Annotated in this window: 24 protein-coding genes; 4 read left to right on the forward strand and 20 right to left on the reverse strand. The window is 36.3% G+C overall.

The window, feature by feature from the left end:
* Window positions 1-3 precede the first annotated feature (3 nt).
* The 16 genes from ACIQX2_RS02800 to ACIQX2_RS02875 form a co-directional block, all read right to left on the reverse strand.
* Window positions 4-846, reverse strand: a complete 843-nt coding sequence (locus ACIQX2_RS02800; RefSeq protein WP_402846730.1) for a 3-hydroxyacyl-CoA dehydrogenase NAD-binding domain-containing protein — start codon at window positions 844-846, stop codon at window positions 4-6.
* 4 nt (window positions 847-850) lie between these two features.
* The gene (locus ACIQX2_RS02805; protein ID WP_402846732.1) at window positions 851-1,618 is read right to left on the reverse strand and encodes an enoyl-CoA hydratase/isomerase family protein; all 768 of its coding nucleotides are present in this window, start codon (window positions 1,616-1,618) and stop codon (window positions 851-853) included.
* Window positions 1,615-2,439: an enoyl-CoA hydratase-related protein gene (locus tag ACIQX2_RS02810; RefSeq protein ID WP_402846734.1), complete on the reverse strand. Its 825-nt coding sequence runs from the start codon at window positions 2,437-2,439 to the stop codon at window positions 1,615-1,617. Before ACIQX2_RS02810 ends, ACIQX2_RS02805 begins: the two co-directional genes overlap by 4 nt.
* Complete coding sequence (locus ACIQX2_RS02815; RefSeq protein WP_402846736.1) at window positions 2,432-3,340, reverse strand: NAD(P)H-dependent flavin oxidoreductase; 909 nt, start codon at window positions 3,338-3,340, stop codon at window positions 2,432-2,434. Before ACIQX2_RS02815 ends, ACIQX2_RS02810 begins: the two co-directional genes overlap by 8 nt.
* Before the next feature lie 30 nt (window positions 3,341-3,370).
* Entirely contained in the window at window positions 3,371-3,760 is a 390-nt protein-coding gene (locus ACIQX2_RS02820) for a MaoC/PaaZ C-terminal domain-containing protein (RefSeq protein WP_402846738.1), read from the reverse strand.
* The gene (locus ACIQX2_RS02825) at window positions 3,757-4,161 is read right to left on the reverse strand and encodes an FAS1-like dehydratase domain-containing protein (RefSeq protein ID WP_402847478.1); all 405 of its coding nucleotides are present in this window, start codon (window positions 4,159-4,161) and stop codon (window positions 3,757-3,759) included. Before ACIQX2_RS02825 ends, ACIQX2_RS02820 begins: the two co-directional genes overlap by 4 nt.
* A gap of 18 nt (window positions 4,162-4,179) precedes the next feature.
* Complete coding sequence (locus ACIQX2_RS02830) at window positions 4,180-5,226, reverse strand: phosphotransferase family protein (protein WP_402846739.1); 1,047 nt, start codon at window positions 5,224-5,226, stop codon at window positions 4,180-4,182.
* Window positions 5,213-6,007, reverse strand: coding sequence for a 2-phosphosulfolactate phosphatase (locus ACIQX2_RS02835; protein WP_402846741.1), 795 nt, complete (start codon window positions 6,005-6,007; stop codon window positions 5,213-5,215). The genes ACIQX2_RS02830 and ACIQX2_RS02835 overlap by 14 nt, the downstream gene beginning before the upstream one ends.
* A gap of 21 nt (window positions 6,008-6,028) precedes the next feature.
* Window positions 6,029-6,577: a TRAP transporter small permease gene (locus ACIQX2_RS02840; RefSeq protein ID WP_402846742.1), complete on the reverse strand. Its 549-nt coding sequence runs from the start codon at window positions 6,575-6,577 to the stop codon at window positions 6,029-6,031.
* Between the two features lie 18 nt (window positions 6,578-6,595).
* On the reverse strand, window positions 6,596-7,942 hold the full coding sequence (locus tag ACIQX2_RS02845; protein ID WP_402846744.1) for a TRAP transporter large permease: 1,347 nt from the start codon (window positions 7,940-7,942) through the stop codon (window positions 6,596-6,598).
* 75 nt (window positions 7,943-8,017) lie between these two features.
* Window positions 8,018-9,124: a TRAP transporter substrate-binding protein DctP gene (dctP, locus tag ACIQX2_RS02850; protein ID WP_402846745.1), complete on the reverse strand. Its 1,107-nt coding sequence runs from the start codon at window positions 9,122-9,124 to the stop codon at window positions 8,018-8,020.
* 63 nt (window positions 9,125-9,187) lie between these two features.
* The gene (locus tag ACIQX2_RS02855; RefSeq protein WP_402846748.1) at window positions 9,188-9,964 is read right to left on the reverse strand and encodes an enoyl-CoA hydratase/isomerase family protein; all 777 of its coding nucleotides are present in this window, start codon (window positions 9,962-9,964) and stop codon (window positions 9,188-9,190) included.
* Window positions 9,965-9,988: 24 nt separating this feature from the next.
* Window positions 9,989-10,966, reverse strand: coding sequence for an NADPH:quinone oxidoreductase family protein (locus ACIQX2_RS02860; RefSeq protein ID WP_402847479.1), 978 nt, complete (start codon window positions 10,964-10,966; stop codon window positions 9,989-9,991).
* An 18-nt stretch (window positions 10,967-10,984) separates the two neighbouring features.
* A complete protein-coding gene (locus ACIQX2_RS02865; protein WP_402846750.1) occupies window positions 10,985-12,193 on the reverse strand; it encodes an acyl-CoA dehydrogenase family protein in 1,209 nt (402 codons plus the stop codon).
* Entirely contained in the window at window positions 12,186-13,775 is a 1,590-nt protein-coding gene (locus tag ACIQX2_RS02870; RefSeq protein WP_402846752.1) for a class I adenylate-forming enzyme family protein, read from the reverse strand. The genes ACIQX2_RS02865 and ACIQX2_RS02870 overlap by 8 nt, the downstream gene beginning before the upstream one ends.
* Before the next feature lie 350 nt (window positions 13,776-14,125).
* A complete protein-coding gene (locus tag ACIQX2_RS02875; protein ID WP_402846755.1) occupies window positions 14,126-14,710 on the reverse strand; it encodes a TetR/AcrR family transcriptional regulator in 585 nt (194 codons plus the stop codon).
* Window positions 14,711-15,049: 339 nt separating this feature from the next.
* Here ACIQX2_RS02875 and ACIQX2_RS02880 point away from each other — a divergent pair, with 339 nt between their 5' ends.
* Window positions 15,050-15,451, forward strand: a complete 402-nt coding sequence (locus ACIQX2_RS02880) for a hypothetical protein (RefSeq protein WP_402846757.1) — start codon at window positions 15,050-15,052, stop codon at window positions 15,449-15,451.
* Window positions 15,452-15,533: 82 nt separating this feature from the next.
* Here ACIQX2_RS02880 and ACIQX2_RS02885 read toward each other — a convergent pair whose 3' ends face one another.
* Window positions 15,534-16,196 (reverse strand): ribonuclease H family protein, encoded by a 663-nt coding sequence (locus ACIQX2_RS02885; protein ID WP_402846759.1) that lies wholly within the window; start codon window positions 16,194-16,196, stop codon window positions 15,534-15,536.
* Between the two features lie 354 nt (window positions 16,197-16,550).
* Window positions 16,551-17,426: a helix-turn-helix domain-containing protein gene (locus tag ACIQX2_RS02890; RefSeq protein WP_402847481.1), complete on the reverse strand. Its 876-nt coding sequence runs from the start codon at window positions 17,424-17,426 to the stop codon at window positions 16,551-16,553.
* A 50-nt stretch (window positions 17,427-17,476) separates the two neighbouring features.
* Between ACIQX2_RS02890 and ACIQX2_RS02895 the strand changes: the two genes are divergently transcribed.
* The 3 genes from ACIQX2_RS02895 to ACIQX2_RS02905 all read left to right on the forward strand — a co-directional run bounded on the left by ACIQX2_RS02895 (window position 17,477) and on the right by ACIQX2_RS02905 (window position 21,843).
* Window positions 17,477-17,602: a hypothetical protein gene (locus ACIQX2_RS02895; protein ID WP_402846762.1), complete on the forward strand. Its 126-nt coding sequence runs from the start codon at window positions 17,477-17,479 to the stop codon at window positions 17,600-17,602.
* A 76-nt stretch (window positions 17,603-17,678) separates the two neighbouring features.
* Window positions 17,679-18,602: a putative bifunctional diguanylate cyclase/phosphodiesterase gene (locus tag ACIQX2_RS02900; RefSeq protein ID WP_402846764.1), complete on the forward strand. Its 924-nt coding sequence runs from the start codon at window positions 17,679-17,681 to the stop codon at window positions 18,600-18,602.
* 796 nt (window positions 18,603-19,398) lie between these two features.
* Entirely contained in the window at window positions 19,399-21,843 is a 2,445-nt protein-coding gene (locus ACIQX2_RS02905) for an S-layer homology domain-containing protein (RefSeq protein WP_402846765.1), read from the forward strand.
* Between the two features lie 56 nt (window positions 21,844-21,899).
* On the opposite strand, the gene ACIQX2_RS02910 is transcribed toward ACIQX2_RS02905, so the two are convergent.
* Window positions 21,900-22,928 (reverse strand): S-layer homology domain-containing protein, encoded by a 1,029-nt coding sequence (locus ACIQX2_RS02910; RefSeq protein ID WP_402846767.1) that lies wholly within the window; start codon window positions 22,926-22,928, stop codon window positions 21,900-21,902.
* Window positions 22,929-23,036: 108 nt separating this feature from the next.
* Window positions 23,037-23,819 carry an undecaprenyl pyrophosphate synthase gene (locus tag ACIQX2_RS02915; RefSeq protein WP_402846769.1) on the reverse strand — a complete coding sequence of 261 codons (783 nt, stop codon included), beginning with the start codon at window positions 23,817-23,819 and terminating at the stop codon, window positions 23,037-23,039.
* Window positions 23,820-23,961 lie beyond the last annotated feature (142 nt).

Below are 23,961 nucleotides of genomic sequence, written 5' to 3' on the forward strand. Positions count from 1 at the left end.
ATTTTATTTATAATCATAAAAACCTTTACCACTCTTACGTCCTAGATTACCCGCTCGCACTTGTTTCTTAAGAATTGGCGGCACTCTATATTTTGAATCACCGGTCTCTTGAAATAACGTTTCTGCAACAGATAACAGTGTATCTAGTCCGATTAAATCCGCTAACGCTAATGGTCCAATTGGATGATTGGCACCGAGCATCATTCCTTTATCAATATCTTCGGCAGTAGCAATCCCCTCGCCATAAACGAACATTGCTTCATTTAGCATTGGGACAAGTATTCGATTTACTATAAATAAAGGTGCATCTAATACTGATATACTTTCTTTTCCTATTAAGCTAACTAACTCTTTCGCTCGCTCATATGTAGCATCGGTCGTTTGAGAACCTCTTATCAATTCTACTAGCTTCATGATCGGTACTGGATTAAAGAAATGCATCCCAATTATGCGATCTGCTCTACTAGTAGCACCCGCCAACTCTGTTATACTAAGACCCGACGTATTGGAAGCGATAATTGTTTTTTCTTCACACAGCGCATCTAATTCTGCAAAAATTCGTTTCTTAACCTCCATATTTTCAACAATTGCTTCAATAATTACATCATGATCACTTAAAACCTGTTTATCCGTAGTAAATATAATATTATCAATAACCATATTTATTTCGGATAAGTCTTTTTCCTGTTTCTTAAATATGCGAGTTAAGTTCCTGTGTATTGTATCGGATGCTTGTGACAATTTTTGCTGATCTATATCACAAAGTACAACCTTCAATCCTGCATATGCCAATGCCTGTGCAATTCCATTACCCATTGTTCCTGAACCAAGAACCCCAATTTTCATAATCTCAACTCCCAATGAAATTTGCTTCTCTTCTATCAAAAAATGCTTTTGCACCTTCTTGTAAATCTTCTGATCCAAATAATTTTCCACAATAACTAATCTCTATTTCGATAGCTTCCTTTAAAGGTAGATCGATGCCCTCTTGTATTGCTTTTTTTGCAGCTCCGATTGCAAGAGGAGCTTTTCGTTTGAATATCTCTGCCATTGCAAGTGCGGATTCCATTGAAGTGCCAGTTGCTACAACCTTCTCTACCACTCCTAATTTAAGTGCCTCATCCGCTTTTATATATCTACCTGAAAAGATTAGTTCCTTTGCATGCCCAATTCCAACTAACCTAGCTAATCTCTGAGTCCCTCCATAACCAGGGATAAGACCTAAACCAGTTTCAGGTAGTCCAACTTGTGCTTGCTCCTCTATTATTCGAATATCACATGCTAGCGCTAATTCTAAGCCTGCCCCTAGTGCATATCCGTTAATAGCCGCAATAACTGGGATTGGTAAACTTTCAAGTGTCTTGAATACTTGTTGACCCTTCCTCACAAGTTCCTCTCCACTTAAAGCATCGCATTCTAGGAATTCACTAATCTCTGCTCCAGCAACAAAGGCTTTTTCTCCAGCTCCAGTAATGACAACAGTTCTTACCGAAGAATCCTCTGTGATTTTGCTAATCGCATCTTCAAGCTGAGTAATTGTTAATTTGTCCAGAGTATTCATTGGCGCTTTATCAATCGTCAAAATACAAATAGATTCAATAACTTGCATGTTTATCATGAATGGTTACCTCCTTCGAAAAAATCTGGTAAGTCCTGAGCATTCATTTCAAATTTTGCAGGTCTTTTCTCCATAAATGAATTAATACCTTCCTTTGCATCCTTTGAAGCACCTACCCAGTGTAAGAATTTCGATTCCAACAAATGTGATTCCATTGGATGATTAGAACCAAGCATATTCCATAGTAGTTTTCGAGAGAATGCGTTTGAAACTGATGAAGTATTGTCTGCAATATCCCTAGCTATCTCTAACGCCTTAGTGTATGGATCCTCCACTTCATATTGGACTAGACCAGCTTCCAACATCTCTGAAGTTGGAAGCATCCTGCCAGTAAGAACCCACTCAATTGCTTTAGATATGCCAACAATTTTCGGTAAAAACCAACCACTTGCAGCCTCTGGTCCAATCCCTCTTCTACCAAAAACAAATCCAATTTTGGCATCTTTTTTTACAATTCGGATGTCCATTGGTAACGTCATCGTAATTCCAATACCTACTGCTGCTCCGTTAATAGCTGCAATTACTGGTTTTTTTAAGTTATGAACAACCATACTTACTCTTCCACCAGTATCCCTAAACGACTCACCGGGTTCGTTAGATGCAAATACATCGTCTCCAGATGCTAAGTCCATTCCAGCACAAAAAGCTCTCCCATTTCCTGTAACGATAATGACTCGAACATCATTATTGGAATCTGCATATTCATATGCACTTATAAGCTCTTCCATCATTTCCACATTAAAGGCATTCAACTGATCAGGACGATTAAGTGTAATAGTCATTATGCCATCTTCAATCTTGGTCAAGAGCGTGTTAGGCATAGGTTATTACCTCTTTTTTTGCTTCCTCATACTCCTGTACCAATCTTTCAACAATTCTAGCTGTTGTTTCCACTGATTTAATAGTTGTCACTCCATGCCCCGCTGACCAAATATCTCGCCAAGCTTTTACATCCACCATATGAGACAAATCTACAGATTCACGCGGCTTCAAATCCTTTGGATCAATATTATTTTTTAATAAGCTAGGAATTAAATAATTTGCATGAACTCCACTAAAGGAATCAGTATATAAAATATCCTCGATTGTTGAGTCTACTAACATTTCCTTATATTCCTGGAGTGCAACACTTTCCTCAGCGGCTATAAACCTTGTTCCCATATAAGCAAAATCTGCGCCCATAATTTGAGCAGCCAATATATCCTTTCCTTCAGATATTCCTCCAGAAAGAATAATTGTGCCATTCCAATACTCTCTCACTGCAGCTATAAAAGCAAAAGGATTTAACATACCACCATGTCCGCCTGCTCCTGCACAAACAAGTATCAGCCCATCTACACCAGCGGAAGCTGCTTTTTTTGCATGCTTAAGTGTCGCCACATCGCTATATACCTTGCCACCGTATCTATGCACAGCTTCCGTAACAGCTCCAGGATGTCCTAATGAGGCTATGACAATTGGTGGTTCATACTTCTCGATTAATTCTAAATCTGTGTCATGTCTTTTATTTGTTTTATGTGCAATAAAGTTCACTGCCCATGGTTCTGTAGGAAGTGCCTCCTTCAATTCCTTTAACCACGCTTCACATGCCTCAGATGTACGAGCATTTAATAGTGGGATAGATCCAATAACTCCGCTTTTACAGGCTGCAATCACTGACTCTGCACTAGATACTAAAAACATGGGAGCAACGATAACTGGAAGTGATAATTTATCAAACATACTTTATCCTCCTCAAACATAGTTTTAGAATCAATTTACTAGATTTTGAACTTTGGATTTTATCATTTCAAAATTTCCGATTAGTTTTATTTGGCCATCGTTATTAATTATTTCTATTTCCCCGTGGATATTTGTTTCTTTTTCAATCCATTGTCCCTTGATTGTAAGCTCGTCGCCTGGATATACAGCTGATTGGAAACGAACTTTTATTTGGGTGAATTTAAAGTCTGGAAACCATTGCATGATTGCATTTGTTGCCAGACCCATAATATACATACCATGAGCAACAACATTTGGATGCCCTCTTTCAATTGCACTTTGAGGGACTGTATGCAATTCATTGAAATCTCCAGATGCATCTGCGTATCTTACAAGGTTGGAGTGATCAATTGTCAATTGAATAGAAGGTAGCTCCTTCATGCCGAATCCACCTTCAGTTCTATTAAAGTTGCTCTACTAATCGCAACTTCTATTTTCATTTGGTTTGTATATACTGTTTCTAGAAAATAAAATATTTTGTTGTTCTTGTGAAGGCTATTTACTAATCTTCCTTTTGCAAAAATCGTATCTCCGACAAAAACATCTTCTTTATATTCATAAGATTGCTCTCCATGCAAAACATCATTAGAGGGAATATTAAATTCTTCTAGCATCTGATAGAAACCACGGTCATTCCAATAATCTATTACCGTGAAGTAAGTAGGTGGAACTGCTATATGGGTTGCAAATTCTGTCTCCAGTCCTAGAGCTTTTGCAAACCCTTTTACTTTACCTATATCAATTAGAAATGGTTCAAAAAGGAAATCCTTAGGTGCATTCATATCCAATATTCTTCACCTCTAGAAAAGTTGGTTTGTTCTCGTTAAGTTGGACATGTCAATCAAATTAGAAACTCCCTTGTTCAATTCACCAAAGCGTGAGTCACTGATTGCTCCAATTTTCCAACGATGATGAATCTGCTGTAAGATGACAGCTAATTTATAAAAGCCAAACGCCACGTAGTAGGAAATTTGTGAAACATCTCGACCGCTTTGAGATGCATACTCTTCTATGAACTCTCTTCTTGTATAGAAGCCAGGCTGATCGGTAATTATATTTATCCCCATATCTGGGTCGTTTGACTGTCCCCAATAAGCAACTGTTGAACCTAAATCACTTAGAGGGTCTCCAATTGTGGAAAGCTCCCAGTCTAGTATTCCTGCTGTTTTAGATGGATTTTCTGCATCCATGACCATATTATTTAACTTAAAATCATTGTGTACGATTGTCGTTTCTGGATTTACTGGCAAATTTGCAATTAACCATGTTTGTAATTCTTCCAGATGTGGAATCTCTTCAGTTTTACACGCTCCATATCTTTTTATCCATCCAGCTACTTGGCGTTCCAAAAATCCTTCAGGTTTACCCATTTCCGCTAAACCAGCGTCTTTATAGTTAATGGATTGTAATTGTACTAAAGTACTTATTACATTTTTTGAGATTTGAGGTCCCGCTACCGTAGAGTCCCCATACTTCTCTGGAAGCTTGTCGTCTATAACTACCCCTTGCTTTTTCTCCATAACATAAAAATGCTTATCCATAATCTCTGGATCTTCACAAAAAACATAGGGTTTTGGAGCCAAAGGAAAAACAGGGTTCACTTTTTCCAGCATTTTAAATTCTCTTGCCATATCATGCGCTTTTGGGGGCACCTTCCCAAAAGGTGGTCGTCTTAATACGCCTTCCCAATTATCAATCTTTAGTAAATAGGTTAGATTGGAGTAGCCTTCTGAAAATTTTTCCACTTCTAATTCTCCACTAGGAAGTCCATTTATTGATTTTCTTAAATAGTTCTCTAATCTTTTCCAATCAATGGTTTCCTTCGTTTTCTCATTAGTAATACTCATGTCGATATCTCCTTTCGCCTATCTTAGAACCCGTCTCTTCTTTAAAAATAATGTCTTCTGTGGGGTGAACGATAATTTTATTTCCATCCAAGACAGGAACCACGTCAATCTTTTCGAAATGATCCAACACATAGGCAATGGATTTTTCATACCCTAAAGAATTTAGTAGATTAGCAGTCTCTGAAGTCAGTAATCCCTCGAAATTTTGTGATAAAGAATAGTTGAAAGCATCTCTAGCTAATTTGGAAGAATCGGATAACGAATAATCTCCTTTGTTCATTAAATGATGAATGATATGCCCTGCACCGATAAAATCCTCCATCGAGAACCGATCATCATTTCCTGAACAAATTAACACGATGGATGAATTATCAGTTTGGTCGTGTAAAGAATTTGCAACTACATGCCCATTGATTAGAGAAGAAATATATAGTTTCTTTGCGTTCTCGGCTTTTTTAATAGCTCTCGTACCATTTGTAGAGCATATAACTGCCGCTTTCCTCGATTCTGTCCGGACAAGCAAAGAAGGATCTGGGTACAGAAACCCTTCAATAGCATCCCCTTTAGATTCCCCCAACAATATATAAGGTTCATCTATTTCTATTGAAAGCAGTAATCCACTCTCACTATTTTCCACTGCATATACCGGCCAATAGTTTTTGTCGATTAGAAACGTGATAGTAGAGGTAGCCAAAAATACATCTAGAACAACTACCGTACAGCCCTCGATTTTTTGTTCATCTACTGCCTCTTTTTGTGTAATGACGTGAACTTTCCTCATATAATCGATTCCTTTTATGAATTATAGTAGTTCTTCAGGACCGTTATCCTGAATTTTCATAACCAATGTCGGTTCATTAATCATTAAATTTCGAATTAAAACAAAGATATTTTCAATAATAATCATCACAAACGCAATTGGAATGATGAAAAACAGAGGATACAAAGGATAAAGTGTTCCTGCGGCTGGAAACGCTGTTTTTCTTTCTAATCCATTCATGGCATATTCCATACTAAATTGAACAATCAGTACAAGTATAAATAGCTCAATCAGAATCATCACTATTACAAAAATTCTTTGAGCTTTAATATTTACCTTTTCTAATAGCATATCCATTTTCGGTAATACACCAGAAGCATACATAAAAGCTAATCCTGGAAATACGACGAGCGGCATTAAATAGTTTTGGATTATTTCGAAGCCGCCTCGGATCGAGCTATTAAACAAATTACGCATCACTACGTCATAAACGATCATGAGCATCATCACTAGAATGAAGAGACCACTTATAATTACACCAATTTTCTTCAAGTAATCGAATATTTTATATGCCTTCCATACTGAATCCATTTAAGTTTCCTCCTTTCATTAATTCATCAATCCTGGTAGCCATGTAGCTAATTCAGGGAACACAATCATTAATGTACAAACGACAATCATGGCAACAATTGCAAATACCATCGCCACTTTGAAGATCTCTGATGATCGAATACCACTTACACCCGCTACCGCATACACACTCAATCCGACTGGGGGTGTCAGTAAACCGATTGTACAAATCACAGCTATGAATACACCGAACCATAGTATATCAACTTGTAATTCTTGAATGATTGGTAGAATTACAGGAATGGACATTAATATTACAGCTGCACCTTCTATGAACATGAACATAATGAAGAGAACTACAGAAATTGCTATTAATACTAGTACAGGAGAATCCATAATCGGTTCTATTAAAGTAATTAACTTTCTTGGCAATAAAGATAGAGAAACAAATCGACCAAATATTTGAGCACCTATCATAATAATCATTACCATTCCTGTTAGCCGAACTGTTTCTACTAGTGATTTTGTAAAAAACCCTAAATTTACTTTTCCTAATGCTAGTGCAGCAAGTAAACCTATAAACGCTCCAACTGCACCTGCTTCAGTAGGGGTAAACATCCCTGAATATATTCCTCCAAAAATTACAAGAACGATTAGAAAAGCAATAAAACTAACGATGAATAATCGAATAGTAGGAATTTTTCTCGTTTCTTCCACTGGTTCAGCTAAAACTGTACTTGCCAGCTCTGCTTCCATAATTGAAACGGTACTATTACTTCTTTCAAAACGATAATACACGAGCATTACTAAAATAAAGACAAACATCGTGATAATTCCGGGTATAAAAGCACCAATAAAAAGACTACCTACTGCTGTTTCAGTAGCTACTCCATATAAAATTAATATAATACTAGGGGGAATAATTCCCGACAGAGAGCCTCCAGATGCCGCTATTGCTCCAGCAAGTGGTCCACTGTAACCGTGCTTACGCAATTCTGGAATAGCAACCTGACCTAACGAAGCTGAAGTAGCAGTTCCTGAACCCGACACTGCTCCAAGCATCCCACCGATAATTAGGGTTAATACGCCTAGTAAACTATTTTTCCCTTTAGAAACTTTATGGACAATGTAAAATATGTCCTGAACCATACCTGAATGTAAGATAAACTGTGCCATTAATACAAATAGAGGGATAGTAGTTAATGTATAACTAGCAACCCTATTAAAAGGTTCATTACCAAGCAAGCCTGGTAAAATATCGAATCCTTCTAGCAATATCAAGCCAATAATTCCACTTGCAAATAGTACTGAATGTATATACATTCCCGAGAGTAGCAGAACAATCATTAATACTAATATAATGCCGATAACTAATAAGTTATCCATATTGGTCCTCCTTACAATCTACTTAGTAGGAAGAGAGAAAAAAAATTCTCTCTTCGTTTAAACAATGCAAATAAATTACTTCAGATTCTTAACTGACTCTGGTACTTTTCCTCCATTTTCAACAACGAGATCTGCCCATAGCTTCACTAATTCATTACCTGGTTGACCATTATCCTCTAATAACTTTGCATAGCTGCTCCAAGTGTCTTCCATACCTTTGTTAAAGTGATCTTGTACTTCTTGATTTAGAGAAGAAAACTCCACAAACTTTCCGCCTTTTTCTTCATTCTGCGCAATAGCAGCTTCCGAACGAGTAATCCATTCCTGTGCACCCGCCTGGAAAATTTCTTCATTTGCTTGCGTCATTGCTTCCTGAACATTTTCAGGCATTTCATCCCACTTTTCTTTCGTCATTCCGATAAACGTATTAAAGTGACCAAAGTTAATACCAGTAACGGTATACTTAAACAAGTCTTGGAATCCATAACCAGTCCAGTCAGCTATACTGTAAAAACTACCATCAAACGTTCCTCGGCTTAATGAATCATACATTTCAACTGCAGGCATTGTTACACTACTTAAGCCTGTTTGTTCGGCGTACATTTCATGTATTCTAGAAGGAGTACGTAACGAAGTACCAATTACATCCTTCGCTGACTTAAATTCTTTTCCCGTCGTCGAAATGGAATATTCCTGTGTAGTAGATACTGGGAAAACCTTAAATTGACCAAACTGAAGCTCTGAATATGTTTTACCATCTGCTAGTTCTACATCACTTTCAAGTAGCGCCTTCCAAGCGTTTGAAGCGATGAAGGTGTCTGAGTGATTAAGTGGTAACATCGTAATTTCTGCCATCGGGAATTGGTCCGGCTGATAGATTGGTAATACAAGGGATACATCTACCGTTCCTGATTCCAAAGCTTCTGCTTCATCAGGCACAGCAACCAATTCTCCTCCTGTGAAGCTTTCAAACTCAACTTGCCCATCCGTTAATTCTTCCACTCGCTCCATCCACGGTTCCATCGAGGCAGCCCACCAAGCATGTTGCGCACTTAATCCTGTTGCAGCTCTTAGTTTAATTTTTTCTCCTTCTGCATTTGCTTCACTTGAATCGTCTCCACAAGCTCCTAGTATCAAGGATGCACTTAAACCTAATGTTAATAACAGACTCCATTTTTTCATGTAATTTTCCTCCATTCATTTTGGTATTGAATTCGAGCATTTATAATTGCTGTACTTTTTATTTCATTTACCTAAAAACTGAGGCTCTCGTTTTTCAAAAAATGAGGATATACCTTCTTTATGATCATTGGTTTGTAGCAGCATCGCCTGTATAACATTTTCTTGCTGGAATGCAGTTTCCTTATGAAGCTCACCGACGTGGTTCACTAAATACTTTACGTATTTATTGCTTATCATTGGACCTTTTACAATGAATTCGGCAAATGCGGTAGCTTCCTCAACTACTGAGTGTTCTGCAATTCTATTAATAATTCCATAGTCTTGTGCTTCTACAGCAGTTAATACTTTCCCACTGGAAATCCATTCTTTCGCAATAGGTGGGGAAACACGCTCAGTTAATAGTTTGATAAGTCCTAAATCCGGTATCAAACCTATGTTAGTAAAGCTTAGTGCAAACTTTGCGTCTTTTTCTGCTACGATAAAATCTGCTGCTAACGCAATACTAAAACCAGCACCCGCTGCGTATCCGTGAATAGCTGCAACGACATATTTATCTATGGAAAGCAATTTTTGAGAAAGGCTTGAAACATAGTCAATCCAACTTAGCGCGGCAGAAGGATTATCCATGTTTTTCATCGAATCAATATCTCCTCCAGCACAAAAGGACTTACCTTCGCCCGATAGAATAATCACTTTTACCTCTTCATTTTCCGAAAGTTCGTCTAAAGCTTGAAGCATTTCTTCTACTAAAGGTTTCGAAAGCGCATTCAATTTTTCAGGTCTTGTCATCTTCAAATAACCAATCTGATCATTCACTTTTACTTCCACTAAGTTTCCCAATCTTTATTCCTCCTTATTTAAGATTTAAGGGGTAACGACTAATTTGCCATAGGTTTTCCGGTCTGCTAAATAATCCAATGCCACTGGTACATCTTCAAATAAGTACTCCTGATAGATAAGCGGACGTATTTTCCCTGCCAGAAAAAGTTCCATTAACTCGTCATGAGCTTTTTTTACTTCGTCCGGATACAGCTTTCGGAAAAGTCCAAAATGTACTCCAACCACAGAATAATTTTTTATAAGCGCATGATTCGTTGGAGCATCTGCAATTCGACCACCTGCGAATCCAATAACTAATATTCTGCCTTCAAAGGCAATACATTTTCTTGATTGGTCAAAGGTGTCTCCTCCGACAGGATCAAAAACTATATTTGCGCCTTTTCCATCTGTTTCCTTTTTGACAATCTCGATAAAATTCTCCGTACGATAATTAATCACGACATCTGCACCTAGTTGCTTACAAATCTCTAACTTTTCATCACTGCCTGCTGTTGCTATAACATAGGCTCCAGCCGCTTTACCCAACTGAATCGCCGCTGATCCTACTCCGCCTGACCCTGCATGGACAAGCAATACTTCTCCAGCTTTGATCCTGGCCGTACGATGCAGTGCAAAATAGGCAGTTTGATATGTTATAAAAAATGCAGCTGCTTCACTAAAAGAAAGTTCATCAGGTATAGGAAAGACATGCATTTCCTTCACGGCCACCCACTCTGCTAATCCACCGTTTGGCAATAAAGGAGTAGCTAAAACTCGCTGCCCTTTACTAAACGTTTTTCCATCTGCAGCTTCTACAATTCCCGCAATTTCGGCCCCTGGAATAAACGGTGTTTCATGCTTTTCTTGATACTTTCCCTGACATTGCAAAATATCAAAAAAGTTAAGTGCAGCAGCTTCTATTTTCACTAATACTTCTCCCGAGGAAGGTTCTGGATTTGGTACAACTTGCAGCTTCAAGACGTCTTTCGGTTCACCAATTTCTGTAATAGACCAAGCTTTCATTAATCCCACAGCTCCTCCCTATTTCAATTGCTCACGTAATTCTAATTTTCCAATATCACGTAGGTGAACTTGATCTGGTCCATCGACAATTCGAAGTGTGCGGGCATTCGCCCAATGAGCCGCTAACGGAAAATCATCTGTAACTCCTGCTCCTCCAAATAGTTGAATAGCACGATCAATTATGTTTAACGAAATGCGTGGAGCTAAAATTTTAATCATAGCAATTTCTTTGCGTGCACCTTTTGCGCCAACCAAATCCATCTTGTGAGCTGCGTGTAAAGTCAACAGACGGGCTTGCTCAATTTCAATACGGCTTTCAGCAATAATTTCTCTGATGACATCTTTATCTGCCAATTTGGAGCCAAATGCTTCTCTGTCATTAGCCCGTTTACATAGAAGTTCTAGCGCTCTTTCAGCTGCTCCAATCGCTCTCATACAATGGTGAATTCTACCTGGTCCAAGCCGTCCTTGGGCTATTTCGAATCCTCTTCCTTCACCTAAAAGCATGTTGGATGCCGGAACACGAACGTTATTATAATGTACTTCTGCGTGTCCATGAGGAGCATGATCATAACCGAACACAGGTAAGAATCTTTTTATCTCTACTCCTGGTGTATCAAAAGGAACTAAAATCATAGATTGTTGTTTATGCTTTTCAGCTGTTAAATCTGTTTTCCCCATAACAATTGCAATTTTGCAGCGAGGGTCCAGCGCACCTGAGGTCCACCATTTTTTGGCATTAATCACATATTCATCGCCATCTCGAACGATGCTTCCCTGAATATTAGTAGCATCTGAAGAAGCAACTTCAATCTCTGTCATCGAAAAGCATGATCTTATTTCCCCACTCAGTAGTGGCTCTAGCCATTGTTCTTTTTGTTCTTCTGTCCCATATTTCCATAACACTTCCATATTTCCTGTATCAGGTGCATTACAGTTGAAAATCTCTGGAGCTATTAAAGAGCGGCCCATGATCTCACAGAGATGAGCGTATTCATAGTTAGTAAGGCCTTGACCATATTCGGCGTTATCCATAAATAGATTCCAGAGATTTTGTGCCTTCGCTTTTTTCTTTAGCTCTTCAATAATTGGAGGAACTATCCAACGACTTTCGCCATCATTTAACTGTTGCTCATATACGGCTTCATTTGGATAGACGTATTCATCCATAAATTGAACTAATTGCTCTCTAAGGACTTCTGCTTCGTGTGATAATTCCTTAAGCATTCTTAACTCCCCCTAAATTCTTTAAGTTATTTTTTAGTATTTTTCCAGATGCATTTCTTGGAAGTGAATCTAAAATCTCCAATTCCTCTGGCACTTTAAATTTGGCTAAATGCTTTAAACAATGCTGCTTTATATCAAAAAAAAGTTCCTCTGTTAAATTAGGTCCGACGATAAAAGCTTTCACTTTTTCCCCGAATATCGGATCTGGTTCTCCAATGACAGCCGCTTCTATCACTAATGGATGATTTTTTAATACATCCTCGACTTCAATGGAAAAGATTTTCTCTCCTGCACGATTGATCATATCTTTCATCCGATCGCGGATATAAAAATAGCCTTCATCATCAACAATACCTATGTCACCAGATTTCCAAAATCCTTCGCTAAAGCTGCTAAGATTTGCTGAAGGATTATCCCAATACTCTTTAATAACCATTGGACCTTTTATATAGAGTTCACCGGATTCTCCAGGCTGACATTCTTCCCCTAATGGATTCATCACTTTTATATCCGCAACTTTAACAGCCTTTCCAACGGACGTTACTTTTGTATTTGGATAACTTACTGGCATTAACGTTGCAGGTGAGGTAGTTTCAGTTGAACCATATGCGTTGTGTAAGCTAGCATTCGGAAATGCTTTCTGTAGCAACTGAAACGTTTGCTGATAAATAGGGGATCCACCAAAAGCAACTTTTTTCACAAAATCAAATGAACCTATTTGAAAGGCTTTGCTCGTGAACATCATGATGAAAATAGTAGGTACGTTAAATAAAAAGTTAATCTGATTTTCTAGAACTCTATGAATGTACTCTTCGTTTTGATAGCGTCGTATACTATAAACTGTTCCACCAATGTAAAACATATGGAGTAACTGACCAACGAGCCCCGTCACATGAAACATTGGTACAGCAATGGCTGTTTTTATCGATGCATCCGTTTCAAATACCGTTGCGTAATTCATCACACTATGAATAACATTTATGTGACTGAGTACAGCACCTTTAGGACGTCCCGTTGTGCCTGAAGTATAGAGAATATAAGCACTATCTTCCTCATGGACATATGACAAATAAGGTGTTTCAATTACTTCTAATAATTTAGAAAAGGTGTTATCTCCTTTAATTTCGAAAACAAATTCCTTACTTGGTAAGACTGTAGATCCCATTTGTTCAATCGCAGTTACCTTTGCTTTAAATTCATTTTCATAAATTAATATCTTTGGTTTTGAATGCCCTAAAATATAATGGATTTCGTCAGGAGAAAGCTTCACATTCACTGGTACCAAAATGGCTCCGATTTTGGAGCATGCAAGAACGCTTAAAGGAAATTCACTTCCATTCCCAATGAGGACAGCTACTCTATCCCCTTTCTCAACTCCATAGCCATTCTGAAGATTCGATGCAATCCGATTAGAAATCTCATCCAATTGAGCATAAGTAAATCGCTCATGTTCTGTTATTACTGCATCCTTGCTGGCATATTTCTCCAATGTATCTCGAAAAAAGTGGTTGATCGTTGTCGGACGATTCACAAAAACCTTTACTCCATCTCTACCAAATAACTGAGTACTTTGGAACTCCATCGTATCCCCCCTGAATATTATCTGTTAACTTATAAGTTTGAAGATTCAGACATTTATAGGCAAAAAAATATACATTTTTGATCTCTCAATAATTACTGCTATCCGTTGACTACCACCGTTGCACAGACTAGCTACAACGTATTTGAATACCACAAGAGTTTCCAACAGTCAGCAGTCACAGTACCATCCTTCTTAAAAGATGGTATAGACTAGCTAAGTTTTCTGAAGGTACATCAGCTTTTAAATATCCATCAGTCTGCACCTTTTCTTTGAGGCATCTCCACTGCTACTATTTTTTTAGAGAAAATGCCTTCATTTCTTTCCTTCCCAGTAAGCTTTTGTAGCAACTTTTATTTAACAATTTTCAATAAATACTCCGAGTATATTTTCTGAATGTCCTCCATCGACTTTTCGCCACCCGGCTTATACCATTGCTGTATCCAGTTCATTGAACCTAATAAAATCATTCTTCCTATCTTTGCTTCAGTTATCGTAAATTCACCATTTGCCATACCTTCTTCAATAACTAAATCAAACCACCTAGCGTAATGATTGCGCTTAGCAAGTATGGGACTTAATTGTTCTCTGGAGAATGTTTGATCTGGTCGAATAATCATATTGAATGTTTCTTTTTCTTCAATGGCGTAACGAATATGCGAAATAATCATTCTCCGCAGTTTTTCCTCGCTTGTAATATTTGTTTCAAAGTGGCTCTGTAGTTCTTCATCTGCCTGCCCTAGCACCAAATCATGACACTGGAAAATAAGATCTTCCTTATTTTTAAAATAGTAATAGAGAGAACCCTTTGTCATTAATAGCTCTGCCGCAATTTCTTCCATTGTCGCTTTAGCATAGCCTCTCTTATTTACAATTTTTACTGCAGATAAAATTATTTCTTCTTTCTTCTTTTTAAGTTTCTTTTCCGAGAGTTTCACATCGGAACCCCCTTATAATGATTTGTGTAAAAGAAAAATGTAAGTGCTTACATTTTTCTTTTAATTTTTTCTTAAATTTTTTATATGTCCTGTACCAATACTATAATCCACTAAAAATAATAAGTAAAGATTTTTTTGAACATTGTTTAAATTTTAAATATAAAATAATTATTACTTATAAATACTAATTAAACCCTATGTTTTATTATTTAAACATAATTTAATTTTTGAACAAAATATTATCTTGAAATAAATTTCATGAAATTCAGGTTATTTCTTTTGGAAAAAGGATTGAGTCTAATAAGAAGTGGGTATAAATAGAGAAAGGGAGTGATGAACATGGCAAACGGTAATACAAGATCCATGTTAATAGGAGCAGCTACCGCACTTGCAGCAGTATATTTTACAAACAAAAACAATAAATCACAATTAAAAACAGCAGTGAAAAATTCTAAAACAAAACTCGATTCAATGGTGTCTTCTAAAAACACTAAACCAAGTCAAATGACAAAGACAGGTTTCTCTGATCCGAATGACCCAGATGATAATCGTATGGTTGAAGAGGGTGCGATGACAAGTGTTCAATATTATAACGAAAATGTACAAGACGCCAATTCAAAAGCAGAAGCAAAACAAGCATTTCCAAAATCCCAGCAGAAGAAACTTGCAAAAAAAGTAGAATCATTACCGGAAGACAACAACGATTCCCCAGCAAAACAAGAAAATACAGCACACTTATAAAATTAGAATAAAAAAACACCAGTGTCTAAGGCACTGGTGTTTTCTTCATATGAACTTATTTAATGTTCTAAGCACGAGCAACTTAATCTTCCACTAATTCAACCACGGCCTGAATTTCAATACCATTCAAGCCCTGGGTAGCTAAACGGTCTGCCTCACCGTTCATTTTCCTTGGTACTAGTTCATATTCTGCTTGAATGCCTAGCTCTTTTAGTTTTGCTTCAATGCGATCTGCCCAGCCTGTTAAATCTCGCTCTATTACCGGCCACTCGCCGTTTAAATGATTAATCACTACCTGTGAATCCCCTATAAAACGAACAGGTAAATGATGCACACCTAGTAAATCCAGTTCCTTTAATCCTAGATGCATGGCTGCATATTCCGCTTCATTGTTCGATTCTAAACCCGTCGTAGCAGCATTTCTTCTTAGTCGATATGACTTTCCATTCTGTTCATAATAAATGACGCACCCAAGTCCCGAACCTTTTGTTTGACGGTCATATCCTCCATCAAAATAGACCGTCACATTATGTGGCTCTGTCTCAATACCCTTCAAATAACCTTTTAATTCCTTCACTGTCCACGAACTATCGAACCGATCCACAAAGGTCACCTGCTTTAATCGCCCCGTTCGCTCAATATCTTCCGCAAACAAAATGGCTTGTGCAGCCGGCACTTCCTCTGAAAAAAATTCCATAAGCGCTCCACGCGGGGTTTTATACACCCACTCCATTCGTACCTTCATGTCGTATTCCTCCTTCTATAGCATTAATATTCCCTTATCGACAAAAAATCTTCATCAAACATGAAAAAATGCATCACCTTTCGAAGAAAAAGTGACCCATTTTTATTTTTCTAGTAAAAAAGTCATTTTCAGCATAGGTAAAAAGAAGAAAATATCCATTTATGCATATCCTACAGATTTTTTATCGGATATCTAGTATATTTGAAATGCAAAAAGAAATTAATACACTTTTAATTAAGTATTTCGGACCCTTCTAAAATACTCATAGAATTTTAAAAGGTTTCAATACTTGATACAAGATTGGAGGAACTTATTCTATCAATATACCTTTTTGAAATATGCAAGTTACCCTGTCTAATCTAAGTATTGCTGTTTATTCTGTTTGATCGCTTTAATGTAAAATGGAAGTTCTTGAAATTCAAAAATGAAAAGAGCTTGTCTATACACTTCACTAATTTCTGCAACTGGTGCATCTTTCTTTTCTAAACACTGTCCCTTGTAATAGAGAAATTGCCCAGCTAGAAAGAAAAAGGATGACTCTTTAGCTTTGTGAATACCAAGATTCGCAGTTTCTAAAGCTGTATCATAATCTTGGATATCATATAGAGTTTTACATTTATTAAATATAACCGTAATTAGCGTTTCATATATTTTATAGTCATTATAATTTTTATGAATATGCTCTTTTAGGATTTTATTATAATAGTACAAACACTTTTGAATTTCTCCCAACTCACCATAGACATTAGCAATTGAATTGTTAATTTTTATGTGTAGAAAACGGAACTGGATAGTTGTTTGGTTTGAAAAGTTTAAAATGTTTTTCAATCTTTTTATGCATTCTTCTGGAGAAATCATCTTCAAAGAATATTGAGCTGTATTTAGCATGTATTCTAAATATAAGCTTAACCAAATATTATCTTTATCTATTTTGTTAGCATTAATGATTGAAATGACTTTCTCATAATTATGGACTTTTAAGTTAGACTCGATATCTTTAATTAGCATTTCACTTTCAAGTACATTTTTATGGAATAACATTTCTATAAAGTATTCAACAGGGACTTGAAGCTTTAAGGCTATTTTCAACAAAGTATCTATTGCTGGATAAACTTCTCCCGCCTCAATCCGACTTATCGTCGACTGTGTACAAATATCTTTTGCGAGCTCCTTTTGGGAAATTCCCAATTCAGCTCTCATCTTACTTATTTCAATGCCTAAGTACTTCATTTCCAACAGAATCACCCCATAATATATAAAAAAAAGGACGGTAAAAAAACATGAAAAAATTATCTATTATTTTATTAATCGTATTAGCAGTAGCTTTATACCCTAATGTAAGTAACGAAACTGCTGCATTAGTAAAAGGTCCGGTTACTACTTTAGATTTACCATACATTCACTAATAAAATTAAAATCCAATAAAATTATACCATTAATTTTATTGGATTTTCTTAAAAATACTCGATAAGGAGATAAATCATGCAGACAAAAGCAGAACTTAAAGCACAGCAAACTTTACAAAATAAGCATAGATCAGATTTATTAAGTTCTCATCATGATAATGATGGAAATAAAAGTAAAAATGTACCTATTCAAGTACTTGTGCCTACAGTAACTGAATTGGAAGCAGACCTTGTACATGCTATCGAGCGCAATGAATTTGAATTATATTATCAGCCAAAAGTGGATGCGAAATCTAACCAAATTATTGGCGCAGAAGCACTAATTAGATGGAATCATCCTCAGTTCGGAATTATATTACCAAATGATTTTATTCCACTTGCAGAGAAAACCGGCTTTATTAATCAAATTGGTAAATGGGTTAAATATACTGCTTGTAAGCAGAACAAAGCTTGGCAGGATGCTGAATTACCAGCGATTCCGGTTTCTGTTAATTTATCTGCTTCCCGCTTCCTTGAAAATGATTTAATCTGTAGCATTATGGAAACTTTAAAGGAAACGCAATTGGATCCACAATACTTTGAAATAGAAATTACAGAAACTTCTATTCTTGAAAATGAAACTGTCGTATTCTCTATGTTAGATCAATTACGAAAATTAGGGATTAAAATTGCCTTGGATGATTTTGGAACTGGGTACGCATCTTTGTCTAACTTACAATTATTCCATGACAAAATTGACATTCTTAAAATAGATCGTTCTTTTATTAAGAACCTTCGCAACCCTAAAAATGATGAGGCAAACTTTATAGTACATATGATTATTCAGCTTTCGAACCACTTAAATTTGAACATCATTGCTGAAGGAGTAGAAACAAAGGAACAGCTAGAAGTTTTACAAAGTTATAATTGCGATACTGTGCAAGGTTACCTATACTCTAAACCAGTGCCAGCAAGTGAATTTGCTGAATTATTGAGCAAAAGGAAAATTGATATTGCATAAATCATTTCTCATGCCAACTTTTCAATGACTCAATTAGACCAGGTGATATAACAGTTTCCAATCCTTTCGTTTTCATTCACCCCTCCTATATTTTTCATAACCAGCAGAAAAAAAGTCAATCAAAATTTTTTCTTATAGCAAGTTTCGACGGTTTTTTTAAGTGAACTCTGCTATAGTAGGCACAAAATAAAGGGGTGACGTCACTTGCAACCTGATTTTTCATTACAATTAGATCGAATCTTTGGACCACGGCAAATTTTCCATGTGATGGAGTGCTATACCTGTGGCTATGATCAATGTTACTTTCAACATCGTAAACCAAGGTCGATGAACATATCGGATGAGTTATATGTTCCTTATTCTAAATGACTAACGAAATACTATTCAACTTTATTTTTACTCGCTATTATAGCTCTTGAGCTATCGATCAATATTTCCCTCAACCGCCTATCTAAGTGACATCATAACTCTATTCAACTTTCCTCCCCAAAAAACCTCTAAAAATAACAAATAAAACCAATATAACATTACAATATCAGCCAATATGAGTTAGATATATATTTTCTTATATTTTAGAGTTTTGACCGAATCTTACCATTTCTAGTAATTGAATAAATCATTTTTGATTATTATTTATTGTTTTTTTCGCTAGAAAGGGTACTTTATAGGTAATTTTTATATTTTCGTTCCTAGTATTTCCATAGTGTAATAGATAAATATCATATACAATACGAAATGTGTACTTCAAGTATGAAAGTATATATATATCCCAAGTGGGAAACAGGAGGAACATTTTATGACATCAAGATCTAATAACTATTCCAAGTTTGTTGCAGCAGCAGCGACTGCTACTATGGTAGCTTCTGCAATCGCAGTGCCAGCATCTGCGGCATCTTTCTCAGATGTGAGTTCTACATATAAAACAGCAGTAGACTATCTAATTAGTAACAATATTGCTAAAGGAACTACAGATACTACTTTTGGTACAACAGCTTCTATTACTCGTGGCGATGCAGCAGTAATGATTGCGAACGCACTAAAACTAAATACTTCTAAAGCGCCATCTGCTGGTTTCACTGATGTAAATTCACGTGTGGCTGGAGCAGTTAATGCATTAGTAGCAGAAAAAATCGTATCGGGTAAAACTGCTACAACATTTGAACCTGATGCTAACATTACACGTCAAGAAATGGCTAAAATTGTAGCAAATGCCTACAATCTTAAAGCTGGGACTACTAAAAATGAATTTACAGATGTTAACAATAACTGGGACGGTTTTGTAGATGCTTTAGTTGCAAACAAAATTACTTTTGGTAAAACTGCAACAACTTTTGCTTCTACAGCTTCTATCACTCGTGGAGAGTTTGCATTATTTGTTTACCGTGCGGAAAACCTAGCTCCTACTGCTGCTGAAGTAGTTTCAGTAAATGCTATAAACGCTAAAACAATTGAAGTAATCTTCAGTACTCCTGTTGATGCTGATACTCTTCAAAATGATAATAACGTAGACGTTATTAAAGTGAACACTGGAAATGGTGCAACTGATCCTGAAAATGTAACACAAACATTAAGCGAAGATGGTAAAACTTTAACACTTTCTGCTGCTAACTTCTTCAAAGGTGACTACACAATTGCTGTGCCATTTGAAGTAGTTAAATCTACAACTGGTGAGTTTGTGAAACCAGTGAACAAAACGGTGAAAGTTAATGATTTAACTGCTCCTGTTGTTACTTCAGCTACTTCAACTGTTAAAGATACTAAAGAAAATGTGAAATTAGTTACTATAGAATTTAATGAAGATGTTCAATCACTTGATTTCATCAAAATTACTAATCAAAACTATACACCTGAATCAATCGAAGGTAATGTTGCAACATTTGCAGTAGATCTAGATGCAACTAAAAACTACGACATCACGGTTGTAAATGCAAAAGACGTTGCTGGAAATGTAAAAGCTCTTCAAACAACTGGTCTAACTATCAATGTAGACAACCAAGCTCCTTCAATTACTAATGTAGTGGCTACTGGTGAACAAACATTAACAGTTACAGTGGACGAAGCTCTTAAAACTAACCTTGTTCTTACAGGTATAATTGGAACATTCAATGCGAATGTCGTTTCTTCTGTAGAAGTTAATCCTAAAAACAACAAACAGTATTTCGTAACATTAAATCCTGCTTACCTATATAAAAACGGCAACTCAGATTCAGTTACATTAACTGCTGCAAAAGGATCTCTATCAGATTCAATGGATAACACAAACGCAAACGATATTACGAAAACAGTAGTAGTATCAAAAGATATTACAGCTCCAACTGTTGAAAATGTAGAAGTAACAGAAAAAGATGGTATTGTTACTGGATTTACAGTTTCATACTCAGAGGAAATAACAGATTTACAAACTGCTAAAGTTTCATTAGTTAATGCTAAAGAAGAGATTCTTTCTTTCGCTAATATTGCTACAGCAGAAATTTCTAAAAATAAAGTAATTGTTACATTAAAATCCGATGTGAAACCTGAAACATATACATTCAATTTTGCTGAAGGATTTGTAACAGACAAGTCTCTTGCTAAAAACAAAGCAACTTCGAAAACTGTTGTGATTGATGTAAAAGATGCTGAAGCCCCTGTTGAAACAGCATTTACTATTAAAGAGGTAGCAGCTGCTAACAACGTAATTACAGTTAACTTTGGTGAAAAAGTGAAAGCTTCTGCACTGAACGCTTCTGCTTACAAATTAAATGGTGTAGCACTTCCTACTGACACAAAAATTGCATTTGTTAAAAATGCTGCAGGTGTTGTAGATCAAACACAAGTTGAAATCACTCTTCCTGCTGGATTAATCGTAAAAAATGATACAAAAGCAATCTTCCAAGTAGAAGGTATTCAAACATTAGACAACAAAGTAAACAACGCATTTACTACTTCTATAGCTGTTACAGATAATACAGCACCAGAAGCTAAATCGTTTATTACAACTGATCTTGATGAAATTACTGTAACTTACACAGAAGCAGTTCAGCTTGCTGCTGATGCCGATGTTACAGATGAAATTAAATTATCAGATGACAAAGGTGCTGCAGTGGCAATTACTGCATCTACAATTGTTAACGGTAAACTAGTATTAACTGTAGCTGATTCTTCTAAAGTAACTAAATTAACTACAGTTGCTAGTCAAACAATAGACGTAAAAGATGCTGCTGGAGTTAGTCAAAAAGCTGGTTTAACAATTAATAAATAATTTATCTATAGCAACACCCCTTACTCGGATGGAGTAAGGGGTGTTTTTTCTATTCATTATTTCCTTATAAACATTTGAACCCAGTAGTTCCCGTATTTCCCTCCACCTTCAGCGTAACCAAATCCAACATGCGTATAGCTGGAGCTTAAAATATTCGCACGATGACCACTGCTATTCATCCATCCTTTATGGACTGCATTTACAGAAGAATATCCAGCTGCAATATTTTCACCAGAAGCAGTCCAGTATACCCCAAACTTTGTTAGCATATTACTTGGAGAACCATAGGTTGGCGAAATATGATCGAAATAATTATTTGTTTTCATATCCTGCGCCTTAATATTAGCGACTTTCTCTACGGTTGTATCATACACTAAAGGTTTAAGATCACTCTTTATACGTTCCTCATTAACTAGTTTTAAAAGCTCCGTAGCTCTTAAATTATCAGGTGCTTCTTCTGGATTTTCAATTGGAGGTGGCGCAATAATTTCTTCGTCGTTACGCAATGTCCTATAAATAAAAATAGCCATTTGCAGACGGCTTACTGTACGATTGGGGCTAAACTTTGTGGCAGAGGCACCTGTCGTCACTCCATTTGCAACAAGAATTTCTACATATGGCTTCGCCCACCCATTTGCAGGAAGGTCCGTGAAACTCGTTTTTTTAGAGCCTTTCAACTCGAATGCAATAACTAAAATTTTGGCCATTTGTGCACGAGTAAGCGACTCATGTGGATTAAAATTCGTCGCTTTAGCATATACACCTTCATCTACTAAAGCAGCGATATATTCATAGCCAGTAGTTTTCGAATTTACATCTACAAAGCCAGGATTTGGTCTATTTTTAGTTTCGATATTTAATGCTCTTCCAATATAGATAGCGCTCTGTGCACGCGTCACACCATTTGCCGGTCTAAATGATACGTCTGAATAACCCTCAATTACGCCAGAACGAGATAGCTCTTCTATTATTGGATAACTCCATTCCTTCTCCGATACATCTTTAAAATGGCTAGCAGCTAGAACGGACATATTGAAACCGACGGTCAAAATAGCAATTAGAAGTATGAATTCTAATTTTTTCAATTTATATCCTCCTTAATAATTCTATTAACTAGGTTAAAAGTCAGAAAATTCACTCATCCTTTTATTCCCTCTTAGACTACTTTTAAACTTGCATAACATCATATACTACTAGGAAAGTCCCCCAAATTTTCTATTTCTACCTTGAAAGCTTTCGATTGCATCCATTAAACATTCTTCATCAAAATCTGGCCACAGCATATCCGTAAACCAAAACTCAGTATAAGCTAGCTGCCAAAGCATAAAATTACTTAATCTAATTTCTCCACTAGTGCGAATAAGTAAGTCGGGATCTGACAAATGCGAAGTCATTAAATGCTCGCTTACTAATTCCTCACAAATATCCTCACAGGTGATATCACCATTCTGTGCTTTGTTTACAATTTGCTGAACCGATTGTACAATCTCATCTCTACTGCCGTAGTTCAATGCAAAATTTAAGATAAGACCATTATTTCGGGAGGTTTGCTCTACTGCTTTTTTAATAGCGTATTTTGTATGCTCCGGAAGATTATCATGATTACCAATCATCTGAACTTGTACATTTTGTTCAATCAGTTCTGGTAAATATGTGCCTAAAAATTCCACTGGTAATCGCATTAAGTAATCTACTTCTGTCTTTGGTCTACTCCAATTTTCAGTAGAGAATGCATACAAAGTTAAAACTTTAATTCCTACTTTGTTTGCAAACTTCGTAATTTTCCTTACTGTTTTCATCCCTTCGTAATGCCCTACAACTCGAGGTAAAGCCTTTTTTGTAGCCCACCACCCATTCCCATCCATAATAATGGATATATGAGCAGGACGTGATTCCATTTGAGCCATTTCTATTCTTCTAGCTAAATCATTACGTTTAGTTGTATGCTGCTTTTTACGAATAAGCTTTCCAATCATGACTATACCCCCTATCTAGATCATTCAAAATTATGTATTTGTTTATCTTATCAGAGATTTCCAAAAATTTTTCAAAAGAAATATATAAATCTACAATTTAACAAACAATTACTTTTAATTTTTTGGAAATATTTTTCGTAAA

The organism is Psychrobacillus sp. NPDC096623, from assembly GCF_044762655.1.
Classification (GTDB): Bacteria; Bacillota; Bacilli; order Bacillales_A; family Planococcaceae; genus Psychrobacillus.